Below are 12,833 nucleotides of genomic sequence, written 5' to 3' on the forward strand. Positions count from 1 at the left end.
CGCGATCTTCAACAGGAGGGCGGCGGGTCAGGCGGGGATGACGTCGAGGGGGCGGTTGAAGTGGCGGTGGTGGGCTATGTCCTCGACGAGGGCCGCTACGAAGTCGTCGCTGGCCGGGCCGGCGGTTGACTGGACGATCACGCCGGCTGCCCGGCCCACGCCGCTGCGGTCGGGGACCGGTGCGGTCAGCCCGGCCTGGTTGAACACCGCCAGCCCGCTACCGAGTACGCCGATCGGCTTGGCGTGCTTGTACGCCTCGGCGACGAAGTGCACCGCGTACCCGTCGGCGGTCAGCGCCAGCGCGGCGTCCTCACCGGCCGGCAGCACCACGGCGTCGTAGAGGACCGAGGCGACGGTGGTGATCGCCCGGGTGACCGGCAGGTCGACGCCGTCGACGGTGGTGACGTTCCCGTCGACCGGCGCGAGCAGTTCCACGGTGGCGCCCAGCGCGGTCAGGGCCTGCTCCAGGACGGTGACGCTCTCCCGGTCCACCCCGTTGGTGACCAGGACGGCGATCTTCCGGCCGAGGATCGTCTCCCGGGCGGTCAGTGCCTGGCTCAGGGCGGGGGAGGTGCGGCCGTGGTTCTCGCCCTCCGGTTCCGGTGCGGGCACCCCGATCCCGGCCGCGACGGCGGTGGCGAGCTGGTGGTCGATCCGGTTGAGGTGCGTCACCATCAGCGCGCGGATCGGCAGCCGGGTGACCTTGCCCAGCTCGAACCGGTACGCGGCCACGATGTGCTGCCGTTCCCAGTCGGACATGCTGTTCCAGAACAGGGTGGCCTGGCTGTAGTGGTCGGCGAAGGTGGCGCTGCGACGACGTTCCTTCGGGCCGTCCACCGTCTCCGGGTAGGTGACGAACGGCTGCTGATCCGGCCCGGCGATCAGCGGGCCGTCGCCGCCGATCGAGTGCGGGTGGTAGTTGGCCGGCCCGCGCCGGATGGTCTGCTGGTGGAAGCCGTCCTGCTGGTGGTTGGCCACCGGCGCGACCGGCTGGTTGATCGGGATCTGGGCGAAGTTCGGGCCGCCCAGCCGGGTGAGCTGGGTGTCGAGGTAGGAGAAGAGCCGGGCCTGCAACAGCGGGTCGTTGGTGAAGTCGATGCCCGGCACCACGTTGCCGATGCAGAACGCCACCTGCTCGGTCTCGGCGAAGAAGTTCTCCGGGTTGCGGTCGAGGACCATCCGTCCGACCGGGGTCACCGGCACCACCTCCTCCGGAATGATCTTCGTCGCGTCGAGCAGGTCGATGTCGTCGAACCCGAACTCCTGGTCCTCCGGGATGAACTGCATGCCGAGTTCGTACTCCGGGAAGTGGCCGGCGTCGATCGCCTCCCACAGGTCCCGACGGTTGAAGTCCGGGTCCTTGCCGGCGATCTTCTGCGCCTCGTCCCAGACCAGCGAGTGGGTGCCGAGGACCGGGGTCCAGTGGAACTTCACGAAGGTCGACCGGCCGCTCGCGTTGACCAGCCGGAACGTGTGTACGCCGAACCCCTGCATGGTGCGGAAGCTGCGCGGCAGGGCCCGGTCGGACATCAGCCAGATGACGTGGTGCATGGTCTCCGGTTGCAGCGAGACGAAGTCCCAGAACGTGTCGTGCGCCGAGGCGGCCTGCGGCATCTCGTGCTGCGGCTCGGGTTTGAGCGCGTGCACCAGGTCCGGGAACTTGATCCCGTCCTGGATGAAGAAGACCGGCATGTTGTTGCCGACCAGGTCGAAGTTGCCCTGCTCGGTGTAGAACTTCGTGGCGAAGCCGCGTACGTCGCGCGGGGTGTCCGCCGAGCCTCTGGATCCCTGGACGGTGGAGAACCGGACGAACACCGGCGTACGGACCGACGGGTCGTGCAGGAAGGTGGCGGCGGTACGGTCGGCCAGCGACTCGTACACCTGGAAGTAACCGTGCGCCCCCGACCCGCGCGCGTGGACCACCCGCTCCGGGATCCGCTCGTGGTCGAACCGCATGATCTTCTCGCGGAGGTGGAAGTCCTCGAGCAGGCTCGGCCCCCTGGCGCCGGCCCGCAGGGAGTTGTCCGTGTCCGATACCCGGATCCCCTGGTCGGTGGTGAGGTATCCGGTCAGCGGGTCGACCTCGGCGGCGGCGAGTTGCCGAGACTTGGCGGTGGGTTCGGACTGCGGTCGCGGCGTCATCGCGGATCCTCCCGAGGCAAGCGGTACGCGCGGTCTGTCCGGTATCAAGACAGACTGCGTGATTACCGCAATTCTGCGCCGTTCACAGGCGCCTCGGGCGTTTTCGTGGAGTTACCGGCGTGGCAACCCGCCCCGGTTCACGGGCGGGGCAGCACCGGGAGGTTGTCGGCGTCGATCGTCTCCGGGTACTTCAGGCCGGCACCGGTGTTGAGCACCACCACCCGCTCGTCGGCCCGGATCCAGCCACCGGCCCGGAGCTGCTTCGCCGCCGTCAGGCACGCCGCGCCCTCGGGACAGAGCAGCAGACCCTCCCGGGCACCGAACTCGCGCAGGTCGGCCAGGATGTCCTCGTCGCGTACGGCGATCGCGGTTCCCGCCGTGTCCCGCAGCGCGTCCAGGATCAGCTCGTCGCCGAGCGGCGCCGGCACGGTGATCCCGAACGCCACCGTCTGGGCGTCGACCCACGGCTCGGCCCGTCGGGCACCCGAACCGAAGGCGCGCACGATCGGGGCGCAACCCGTCGACTGGACCGCCACCAGGCGGGGGAACCGGTCGCCGATCCAGCCGAGCTGCCGCATCTCGTGCAGCGCCTTGTGGATGCCGATCAGCCCGACCCCGCCCCCGGTCGGGTAGAGGATCACGTCCGGGACCTGCCACCCGAGCTGTTCGACGATCTCGTACCCCATGGTCTTCTTGCCCTCGAGCCGGTACGGCTCCTTGAGCGTGCTCGCGTCGAAGATCGGGCCCTCGGGGGAGTCCGCCGACGCGGCGATCAAGCCGGCGACGTACCGCCCGGCGTCGTTGATCAGACCGTCGATCAGGTGCAGGTCGGCCCCGGCGGCGATGCACTCCCGACGGGTGATGGTCGGCGCGGCGACCGGCATCGCGATGGTCGCCCCGATGCCGGCACGGGCGGCGTACGTGGCCCAGGCGGCACCCGCGTTGCCGTTGGTCGGCATCGCCACCCGGCGGATCCCGAGCTCCCTGGCCCGGGAGATCCCGACGGCGGCCCCGCGTGCCTTGAAGGAACCGGTGGGGATCAGTCCCTCGTCCTTGATCAGCAGTCCGGGCAGCCCGATCCCGGCGCCGTAGCGGGGAGCGGCCACCATCGGCGTCCAGCCCTCGCCGAGCGTGGTCACGTACGCCGGGTCGGCCACCGGCAGCAGTTCCCGGTAGCGCCACAGGTCGGCCGGACGACCGGCGAACTCCGCCGGCTTGACCGCGGCGGCCACCGCGTCCAGGTCGTACCGGGCGAGCAGCGGGGAGCCGCAGGAGCAGAGGTTCTGTGGCTGGTCGGCCTCGGCGGTGTCGCCGCAGCGCGGGCACTCCAGGTGGGTCAGGTACACCGTTCTCCTCGGGTGGTCCGTGCGGCGGGACGGCCCCGGACCGAGTCCCCGACAGGTAACGGTCCGAAGATCAGAAACTGTACGCCGGGCGGCTGACCGGGCGTACGCAGGCGTCCGTCGCCGTCCGGGTCGTCACCGCCACCGGTATTCTCTCCCGGTCCGGTGACCCCGTGCATGGTCCCGGCCGCTGTGGGTAGGAGATCCCATGACCTCATCCGTGGACCAACCGACGGTCGCCCTGCCCGGCGAGGTGGCCATGCCGCTGGTCGGCTTCGGCACCTGGCAGGCCACCGGCCGGGCCTGCTACGAGGCGGTACGGGCCGCCCTGGAGGCCGGTTACCGGCACATCGACACCGCCACCGCGTACGGCAACGAGGACGAGGTGGGGCGGGCGCTGCGGGACAGCGGGGTGCCGCGCGAGGAGGTCTTCCTCACCACCAAACTCCCGCCCGAGCACGCCGGACACGAGCGACGGACGTTGGCCGCCAGCCTGGCCGCCCTCGGCACCGACCATGTCGACCTGTGGTTGATCCACTGGCCGCCGCAGCGGGGTGGTGGGCTCGACACCTGGCGGGAGTTCATCGCCGTACGCAACGAGGGGCTGGCCCGGGCGGTCGGTGTGAGCAACTACAGCACCACCCAGCTCGACGTCCTGATCCAGGCGACCTCGGTGGCTCCGGCGGTGAACCAGATCCGCTGGGGCCCGTCGCTGTACGACCCGGACCGGGAGGCGGAGAACCGGGAGCGCGGGGTGGCGCTGGAGGGGTACAGCCCGTTCAAGAGCACCAACCTCAGCGATCCGGTGCTGGTCGAGATAGCCGGGGCGCACGGGGTCACGGCGAGCCAGGTGGTGCTCCGCTGGCACATCGACCACGGGGTGGTGGTGATCCCCAAGTCGGTCACCCCGGAGCGGATCAGGGCCAACTTCGACGTGTTCGGCTTCTCGCTGAGCGACGACGAGCTGCGCCGGATCGACGGCCTCGCCGGCTGACCCCGAGTGGGTTACGGCCTCCCAAAAATCGGATAGTTTGCTAGATCTGGACGCTTGCGGTACGATCAGTCCGTTTTCGTCGTAACCGCCCAGTACTGCCTTCGTTACAAAGATCGGGTTGTTTGAGTAGTTTTCTCGACCCTCGAGAAGACTCTGACGTGATCTTTGAGACGAGGCAACGACGGTGCGTCCTATCTGGCGAAACACATCAACTGCAGTGCTGACCCTCGCGGTCGCCGGGGCGACGACGCTGGGGCTGGCATCGCCTGCTCTCGCGGCGCCCGGCGACGCGAGCGCCACCGGACTGGTGGTGGCTCTCGACGCCGACGTACTCGGTGTTCCGGTGATCACCGCGGACGCCACGATCGGTTCGGTGACCGCGCCGCCCGGCGGCGGCACCGACTCCGACACCGCACTGGCGATCAGCCTGCCCGGCGCGGTCGGTGCGGCGGCGACCGGCACGGTGACCGTGACCGCCACCCGGGACCCGGGCATCTCCTCCGCGACGTCCACCGTCAACAACCTGTCGCTGAGCATTCTCGGCGCCAGTGTCATCACGGCAGGCGAGATCTCGGCGGCCGTGACCTGCCCGGCCGTCGGTACGCAGACCGCCGACACCACGCTGAACGGCCTGACCCTCTTCGGTGCCCCGGTCAACCTGCTCCCCAACACCCCCGGAGTCGACGGCAGCCTGGCGGTTGTCGTCCCCGGTGTGATCGGCGCGGCGCTCAACGTCACCCTGACCAGCGTCGAGACGGTTGCCGCGGGCGGGGCGACGGCAACCGCCGTGATCGCCGCCGTCACGCTCACCGGTACGGTCCTCGGCCTGCCGATCAACATCGACGTCGGTGACGTGACCGTCGCCTCGGCGACCTGCGAGCGGGCGCTCGCGGCGCCGGCGCCGACCGCCGCGTCGATCGTCCCGAACTCCGGACCGCAGTCCGGCGGGCAGCAGGTGACCATCACCGGCGCCAACTTCATCCCCGGTGACACCACCGTCAACTTCGACGGCGTACCCGCGACCAACGTTGTTGTCGCCCCGGGCGGCACATCGCTGACCGCGACCACCCCGGCCGGCGAGGTCGGACCGGCATCCGTTGTGGTGAGCACGTCGAGCGGCGACTCCGACTCGCTGGCCTACACCTACCTCGCCGACGGTAGCGACGCGGTCGTCGGCGACCTGACCCCGACCTCCGGCCCCACCGCCGGCGGCACGCTGGTCACGATCACCGGTACCGGGTTCACCGGGGCCACCGGCGTCACCTTCGACGGGATTCCGGGCACCGGCTTCACGGTGAACCCGGGGGGCACCAGCATCACCGTGGTGACCCCGGCCAACACCGCCGGACCCGCCGTGGTGAACCTGGTCTTCCCGGCCGGTACGGCGGTCGCGCCGGTGTTCACCTTCGTCGCGCCGACGATCACCGACGTCGTACCCGACACGGGTCCGACCTCGGGCGGCACCAGCGTGACGATCACCGGTACCGGCTTCACCGGGGCCACCGGGGTGACCTTCGGCGGCAACCTCGGCACCAACCTGGTGGTGAACCCGGGCGGCACCTCGCTGACCGTCACCACCCCGGCCGGACCGGTCGGACCGGTTGACGTGGTCGTGCTCCTGGAGGGCCCGGACGCCACCGCGCCGGACGGCTTCACCTACGTGCTGGCCGCACCGACCATCAGCGACCTCGACCCGGACCAGGGCCCGACCGGTGGCGGCACGACCGTCACGGTCGGCGGCAGCGGCTTCGTGCCGGGCGCGACGATCGTGAACATCTGCGGGCGGTCGATCCCGGCCACCGCGGTCACGGTCAGCCCCGACGGACTGTCGCTGACCTTCGTGACCCCGCCCTGCGCGGGCGGGAACACCACCGTCAGCGTCACCACCGATGCGGGCAGCTCCAACGGGCTGACCTTCCGCTACGTGGCAGGTGGCCTGCCGGTCACCGGTGCCTCGGTGGGCACCCTGCTCACCGTCGCGCTGCTGCTGATCGGTGCCGGCGCGGTGGCACTGATGGTGATCCGCCGCCGTGCGCGGCTCTCCTTCACCGTCTGATCCATCCGTACCCGCATGATCTGATCCACCGGTGAACGATCCGGGCTCCTGGGCATCCGTCCGGGAGCCCGGATCCGTTCGATCCCGACGCCGGTACGGTTCTAGGGTGGTCGGGTGGCGACGTATCGGATTGGCGAGGCGGCCGACCTGCTCGGGGTCAGCGTGGACACGGTACGGCGCTGGGTGGACGCCGGTCGGCTCGCCGCGACCAGGGACGAGCACGGCCACCGGAGCATCGCCGGTACGGATCTCGCCGGCTTCGCCCGGTCGCTGGCCGAGACACCCGACGGTGGCACCGGCCGGTCCTCGGCGCGCAACCGGTTGCGCGGGATCGTGACCGCGGTCAGCCGGGACTCGGTGATGGCGCAGGTCGACATCCAGGCCGGACCGTTCCGGGTGGTGTCGCTGATGAGTCGTGAGGCGGTCGACGAACTCGGCCTGGACGTGGGTTCCACCGCCGTCGCCGTGATCAAGTCCACCACCGTGGTGGTGGAACGAGCCTGACCGATCGGGCCCCGTCCCCCGCGGATCCGACCGATCGGATCCGGATGTCGGTAAGGGCCACTTCCAATACTGAAAACGATAGGAAGAGGCCCGTCCCTACCGATTGGTGGGATGGACGCAACGCGGTCGTCCAATTCGGATCGTGAGTGGTGGGCACCTCTGTGTAATGGCCTCGATTGCCGTAACCGGTTCCGTGGCGCCGACCATGGCGGATGCCTCCGGTGACAGGCCGATCATTCGCCTCGACTACGCAGAGTGTTGTGACGGGGCCCATTGAGCGATGTTGTCTTGCCGCCCTGACCTGGTGTATTACCGATCCGGACGCCCGCACTGTCAATTCCGTGACTAACGGTCAGTATGGGTGGTGCCGCTGCGCGTTGCCCGTGGATTTTCTCGCAGATCTAGGGCAAAGTGGCGTCACCCACGTGACCGAACCACTCGACCCGGCCCTGCACCCGAGGAAAAAGGTCGGGCGTAGCGGGTGTGTGGAGATAGGGACCTGGGGTGGAGCCATGGGGAGGCGCAAAGATGAACAATGAAGGGAACCACGGCGGTCCTGTGCCGTCGATGTGGGGACACTACAGCGAGTCGGAACCCGATTTTGCTACCTGTCTGCTCTATCTGGACTGTGGTGACGATCCGTCCCGCAGCCTCGCGCTGCTGCAGCACTGGTACGACGAGGCCAGCCGGCTGCTGCTGCCGTTCGTCCAACCGGCGGGGGCACCCGAACCGTGGCTGTCGCTGAGCGCGTACGAGCAGCACCCGGACGGGCGGGCCCGCCGCCGCCGGCCGCAGCGCTGGGCGGACGGGCTGACCGAGGGGCTCTACCAGCTCTCGGCGCACTGGGCAGACGTCGATCCGTCGGCCGTCGCCTCCGAACTCGAACTCTACGTTTTCCGGTTCGCCCACCAGCGGCACCTCAAGCTGCAGGTGTCGGTGGGCTTCGAGGGCCGTCCGGGACGCCTCGCGCAGGTGCTTCCGGCGCTGGTCGAGCTGACCCGACGGGTCGGCGACGTGGCCAACCCGTCGTACGGCGAGATCGTCATCAACGCCGGTACGGTGGCGCCGGCCACCCTGCTCGACTCGGTGCTCGCCCGACCGGTCGAGGAGTCGGCCCAGTCCAGCCGCGGTTACCTGCGCGGGTACGAGTGGGTGACGCTCTGCCCGGAGGAGCTGCTCGGCCGCCTCGGTGGCATCGCCGCGTTGCGGGAGACCGGCGCGTTCGCCGAGGTCGTGCCGCTGTCGTACGGCGGGGCGCTGCTGCGGGCGACGTACTCGCCGGCCGACTACCGAGGTGACCGCGTACGGGCGGTGTTCCAGGCGCTCGCGCCGGTCCTGCCGCCGGGCGAACCCCGTGACCTGCCGGCCGACCTGCCGGGGCAGGACCTGAGCCGGGTCGTCTTCGCCGACGCGGGATACCCGTACGGGGCACTCGCCCTCGGTGCGCCGTTGCCGCCCAAAGGCGGTGCCGGGGCGGCACCCGTCCGGCCGCAGCAACCCGTGCAGGCGATGGCGCCGCAGGGCTGGCCCGCCTTCGGTTCACCCGGCGGTGCCGCACCCGTACGGCGCGACTTCTGAGCCCCTGGTCGTCCGGGTCCGGTGGGCCGCGTCCCGGACGACCAGGGGTGGGGCGAAGTCAGCCCCGGCGTGGCTCAGCCTCTGGTGCAGGCGGTCCCGTTCAGGGTGAACGCGGTCGGCGGGGTGTAGCCGCCGCCATGTGTGCCCTGGTGCCCGAAGGTGACCGTGGCACCGGGGGCGATGGTGCCGTTCCAACCGATGTTCCGGGCGGTCACCGCCGATCCGCTCTGGGTCACGGTGGCGTTCCACGCGCTGGTCACCTGCTGCCCGGACGGCAGGTTGTAGGCCAGTGTCCAGCCGTTGACCGGGGTGGACCCGGTGTTGGTGATGCCGACGTCGGCGGTGAAACCGTTCTGCCAGGAGTTCGAGGTGTAGGCGACGCGGCAGCTACCGGTCCCCGGGTTCGGCGGCGGGGTGGTGGGCGGCCCGCCGGTGGGCGGCGTGGTCGGCGGGTTGGTGGGTGGTGTGCCGCTGTTGACCGCGGCGGCGAACGAGGTGACGCCGAGGCCGGCGCCGCCCTGCCACGGCTCGAATCCGGCCTGGATGCTGGTCAGGTACCAGGAGTTGGTGATCGCGCCCCGGTTGCGTACGTCGTTGATGAAGTCGAGCACGCTGAAGTTCCAACTGGTGATCGGTGACGGGGCGAGGTAGGAGATGACGTTGTTGCCGCCGTTGTTGCCGGTCCACACCTCCCAGGTGCGCCCGCCGACGGTCGCACTGCCGGTACGCGACCCGATCGGCTGGATCGAGCCCTGCCGGTTGAACCAGATCATGATCTCCATCTGGTTCACCCCGGTGGTCTTCGGTGCCGGGTCGAGCCAGATGTCGTACGACGCGTTGTAGGTCGCGCCGCCGACGTACGTGTAGTTGATGCTGCTGGTGGCGCTGCTGATCCGGCTGACCTGGAGTGGCAGGTTGCTGCCCGGTGAGCAGTTGCCGTAGTGGCACCCGAGATACACCGACGGGTACGACACCGGGGCGCCGTTGGTCGGCGCGGAGCCCTGCTGGCTCAGCACCGAGAAGCCGGTCGAGGTGACGTTGATGCACTGCTGGGCGGTGGTGCCCCAGCGGTTGTTCTGGACCACGTAGCGGCCCTGGATCGTGGTGGTGCCGTACTGCTCGCAGATCTGGGTGTCGGCCTGGGCCGGGCCGGCGGCCACGATGGCGACGAGCGAACCCGCGACGAGCAGGCCGGCCGCCGCGATGGCGCGGACGGTTCTCATGGATGCTCCTTGGACGGTGGGTGGCCGTGGAGACGTGACTGGTGCGGGTGTGTTCCCTGGTGGTGGTTCCGGGAGCGCTCCCATCACTACGCAATACATTTACATGCGTCAAAGTTAAGCGCAACCTCGGCGCCGGCCGTGGGTGTCCGCGACGAAAGAGCGCGCCCGGCATCCGTTCCGCTGGGTGAACGCCGTACCCGGCGGGTCGGGTCAGAGGGCGGGCAGGAGGGGGCGGGCGGCCCGGATCTGGGCCAGGGTGGCGGTGAGGGCGGCGACGATCCGGTCCTCGCTGGTGGCGTCGAGGCGGGTGGCCGGGATGGAGAGGCTGATCGCGTCGGTGGCCGGAGCCTGGAGCGGTACGGCCATCGCGAAGCAGACGATGCCCTCGGTGTTCTCCTCGCGGTCCATCGCGTAACCCCGTGACCGGATGGCGGCCAGCTCGTCGTGCAGCGCACCGGGGTCGGTGATGGTCCGCCCGGTGAGCGCGGTGAGCGGCCAGTGCAGGAGCCGGTCGACCGCCTCGTCCGGGCGCTCGGCGAGCAGCACCTTGCCCAGTGCGGTGGCGTGCGCCGGCAGGTGCCGGCCGATCGCGCTGTAGAGCCGCAGCGGGTGCACCGACTCCCGCTTGGCCAGGTAGACCACGTGCGGACCGTCGAGCCGGCCGAGGTGAACCGTCTCGCCGAACTGCGCGGCGAGCTGGTCGAGCACCCCGCTGAGCAGCCCGGTCACCGTGTCCGTCTCCAGGTACGCCGCGCCCACCTGGAGGGCGCGTACGCCCAGCCCGAACCGGGTGCCGGTGGCGTCCGCCTCGACCCAGCCGCGCTGGATCATCGTGCGCAGGATGCCGTGCAGGCTGCTCTTCGGGATGGCCAGGGCGCGGGCGAGGTCGCCCAGGGAACGGGGACCGGCACCGTCGGCCAGTGCCTCCAGCACGTCCAGGGTCCGCCCGGCGGACTTCACCGGTTGGAAGGCCTCGCCCCTGGTCGCGTCGGCGGTGCTCGTCATGCCGGTCACTCTAGCCCGCTTGACACCCGGTATGGCCGCAGTAGGGTCACGTATGTGACTAGCGTTCATCATCCTGAACAATCATCGGATTCGGCCTCGGTCGCCGGTTCGGCCACGACCTCGACGGCCGCCGGGACCGGCGACGGGCGGCACTCGGTGCCCTCGGCCATCGCGGCGGGGCGGATCCTGCCCGTGGTGGTGCTGGAGGACGCGGCCTCGGCCGTTCCGCTCGCCGCCGCGCTGACCGCCGGCGGCCTGCACACCGTCGAGGTGACCTTCCGGACCGACGCCGCCGCCGAGGCCATCGCGCTCATGTCCGAGCGGCCCGACCTGCTGGTCGGCGCCGGCACCGTACTCACCCCGGCCCAGGTCGACCGGGCGGTGCAGGCGGGTGCCCGGTTCGTGGTCAGCCCCGGGTTCGGGTCGGCCGTGGTGAAGCACTGCCAGGAACTCGGCGTACCGGTCTTTCCGGGTGCCGCCACCGCGACCGAGATCCAGATGGCCCTCGACGCCGGACTGGACACGGTCAAGTTCTTCCCGGCCGAGCAGCTCGGCGGGCTCAACATGATCAAGGCGCTGGCCGCGCCGTTCCGGTCGGTTCGGTTCATCCCGACCGGCGGGGTCAACACCACCAACCTGCCCGACTACCTCGCCCACCCGGCGGTCCTCGCGGTCGGCGGCACCTGGATGGTCGCCCCGGCCCTGCTCGCCGCCGGCCGGTGGGACGAGGTCACCCGGCAGACCGCCGCCGCCGTATCCGCCGCCCACGCCGCCACCGGCGGCACCACCACCGGGAGCCAGGTGTGACCGTGATCGAGCTTCGTCCCGCCGACCAGTGCCGCTACGACCTGGTGTCGCTCGGCGAAATCATGCTGCGGCTCGACCCGGGTGAGGGTCGGGTGCGTACCGCCCGTGGGTTCCGGGCCTTCGAGGGCGGCGGGGAGTACAACGTCGCCCGTGGGCTGCGGCGCTGTTTCGGGAAACGTACCGCCGTGGTCACCGCGTTCGCCGACAACGAGGTGGGCCGGCTGCTGGAGGACCTGGTCCTGACCGGTGGCGTGGACACCGCGCTGATCAAGTGGCTGCCGTACGACGGGATCGGGCGCACCGTCCGCAACGGACTCAACTTCACCGAGCGGGGGTTCGGCGTACGGGGCGCGGTCGGCACCTCGGACCGGGGGCACACCGCCGCCAGTCAACTCCGCGCCGACGACGTCGACTGGGACCACCTCTTCGGCACGCTGGGCGTGCGCTGGCTGCACACCGGGGGCATCTACGCCGCCCTCTCCGAGACCACCCCGGAGACCATCGAGGCGGCGATGTCCGCCGCGCGCCGGCACGGGACGGTCATCTCGTACGACCTCAACTACCGGCCCAGCCTCTGGCAGGCGGTCGGCGGGCAGGCGCGGGCGCAGGAGGTCAACCGCCGGCTGGCCCGCTACGTCGACGTGATGATCGGCAACGAGGAGGACTTCACCGCCTCGCTCGGCTTCGAGGTGCCCGGCACCGACGAGTCCCTCGCCGACCTGGACGCGGCGAACTTCCGTCGCATGATCGAGGCGGTGACCAAGGAGTACGACAACTTCCGGGTCGTCGCCACCACGCTGCGCACCGTACGCAGCGCCACGGTCAACGACTGGGGTGCGGTGGCCTGGTCGGCCGACTCCGGATTCGTCGAGGCGACCCACCGGCCGGGGCTGGAGATCCTGGACCGGGTCGGCGGCGGCGACAGCTTCGCCTCCGGCCTGGTGTACGGGCTGATGGAACACGGTGACCTCGCCCTCGCGGTCGAGTACGGTGCCGCCCACGGCGCCCTCGCCATGACCACTCCCGGTGACACGTCGATGGCTAGCCGTAAGGAGGTTGAGGCGCTGATGCGGGGTGCCGGAGCCCGCGTACAGCGCTGACAACCGGAAACGGGAGGGCTCGGCGCCATCCCGCGCGGTGCTATCGGTGAGGGATCGCACGGAGTAGCGTCTTGGCTTCAA

At 70.5% G+C, this 12,833-nt stretch carries 10 protein-coding genes; 6 read left to right on the forward strand and 4 right to left on the reverse strand.

From position 1 onward, the window contains the following. Positions 1-27 precede the first annotated feature (27 nt). Positions 28-2,142 carry a catalase gene (locus ACWEFB_RS03650; RefSeq protein WP_452281885.1) on the reverse strand — a complete coding sequence of 705 codons (2,115 nt, stop codon included), beginning with the start codon at positions 2,140-2,142 and terminating at the stop codon, positions 28-30. Positions 2,143-2,279: 137 nt separating this feature from the next. Next, a complete protein-coding gene (locus ACWEFB_RS03655; protein ID WP_326560695.1) occupies positions 2,280-3,488 on the reverse strand; it encodes a threonine synthase in 1,209 nt (402 codons plus the stop codon). 205 nt (positions 3,489-3,693) lie between these two features. Here ACWEFB_RS03655 and ACWEFB_RS03660 point away from each other — a divergent pair, with 205 nt between their 5' ends. From ACWEFB_RS03660 to ACWEFB_RS03675, 4 genes are all read left to right on the forward strand, one after another. Then, complete coding sequence (locus ACWEFB_RS03660; protein WP_452281887.1) at positions 3,694-4,479, forward strand: aldo/keto reductase; 786 nt, start codon at positions 3,694-3,696, stop codon at positions 4,477-4,479. A gap of 217 nt (positions 4,480-4,696) precedes the next feature. Next, positions 4,697-6,535, forward strand: coding sequence for an IPT/TIG domain-containing protein (locus ACWEFB_RS03665; protein ID WP_452281889.1), 1,839 nt, complete (start codon positions 4,697-4,699; stop codon positions 6,533-6,535). A 114-nt stretch (positions 6,536-6,649) separates the two neighbouring features. Further along, on the forward strand, positions 6,650-7,039 hold the full coding sequence (locus tag ACWEFB_RS03670) for a TOBE domain-containing protein (RefSeq protein ID WP_326560692.1): 390 nt from the start codon (positions 6,650-6,652) through the stop codon (positions 7,037-7,039). A 528-nt stretch (positions 7,040-7,567) separates the two neighbouring features. Beyond that, positions 7,568-8,617, forward strand: a complete 1,050-nt coding sequence (locus ACWEFB_RS03675) for a hypothetical protein (protein WP_452281891.1) — start codon at positions 7,568-7,570, stop codon at positions 8,615-8,617. Positions 8,618-8,691: 74 nt separating this feature from the next. Here ACWEFB_RS03675 and ACWEFB_RS03680 read toward each other — a convergent pair whose 3' ends face one another. Together ACWEFB_RS03680 and ACWEFB_RS03685 are read right to left on the reverse strand one after the other, a co-directional pair. Continuing rightward, positions 8,692-9,840, reverse strand: coding sequence for a GH12 family glycosyl hydrolase domain-containing protein (locus ACWEFB_RS03680; RefSeq protein ID WP_452281893.1), 1,149 nt, complete (start codon positions 9,838-9,840; stop codon positions 8,692-8,694). A gap of 210 nt (positions 9,841-10,050) precedes the next feature. Then, positions 10,051-10,845 (reverse strand): IclR family transcriptional regulator, encoded by a 795-nt coding sequence (locus ACWEFB_RS03685; protein WP_452281895.1) that lies wholly within the window; start codon positions 10,843-10,845, stop codon positions 10,051-10,053. A 54-nt stretch (positions 10,846-10,899) separates the two neighbouring features. Here ACWEFB_RS03685 and eda point away from each other — a divergent pair, with 54 nt between their 5' ends. Together eda and ACWEFB_RS03695 are read left to right on the forward strand one after the other, a co-directional pair. Next, a complete protein-coding gene (eda, locus tag ACWEFB_RS03690; RefSeq protein ID WP_452281897.1) occupies positions 10,900-11,652 on the forward strand; it encodes a bifunctional 4-hydroxy-2-oxoglutarate aldolase/2-dehydro-3-deoxy-phosphogluconate aldolase in 753 nt (250 codons plus the stop codon). Positions 11,653-11,654: 2 nt separating this feature from the next. Next, positions 11,655-12,752, forward strand: coding sequence for a sugar kinase (locus tag ACWEFB_RS03695; RefSeq protein ID WP_326560687.1), 1,098 nt, complete (start codon positions 11,655-11,657; stop codon positions 12,750-12,752). Positions 12,753-12,833: the final 81 nt, after the last annotated feature.

It is taken from the genome of Micromonospora sp. NPDC004704 (assembly GCF_053601675.1).